The sequence below is a fragment of the Pseudomonas juntendi genome (assembly GCF_009932375.1).
Taxonomy (GTDB): domain Bacteria; phylum Pseudomonadota; class Gammaproteobacteria; order Pseudomonadales; family Pseudomonadaceae; genus Aquipseudomonas; species Aquipseudomonas juntendi.
Genome location: NZ_BLJG01000396.1, coordinates 1 through 282, shown reverse-complemented (window position 1 = coordinate 282; position 282 = coordinate 1). Strand labels below are relative to the sequence as shown.

Annotated in this window: 1 rRNA gene; it reads left to right on the top strand. The window is 50.0% G+C overall.

What is annotated here, in order from left to right:
• Window positions 1-116: 116 nt before the first annotated feature.
• Window positions 117-232: ribosomal RNA gene (rrf, locus tag GYA94_RS26285) — 5S ribosomal RNA — on the top strand.
• Window positions 233-282: the final 50 nt, after the last annotated feature.

Here is a 282-nt window from a genome sequence, read left to right as displayed (position 1 = left end):
GCTGACGCAGATTGCGGTGGTGAAGATGACATGAACCGAAAGTTCGCAAGGCATCACAAACATCACATATCCGGATTCGCTGGGCTGTCCATCTGGACATTCTGGCTACAGAATTTCTTGACGACCATAGAGCATTGGAACCACCTGATCCCATCCCGAACTCAGCAGTGAAACGATGCATCGCCGATGGTAGTGTGGGGTTTCCCCATGTGAGAGTAGGTCATCGTCAAGATTCATTTCGCAAAACCCCTATCTGCGCATGCAGGTAGGGGTTTTGTCTTT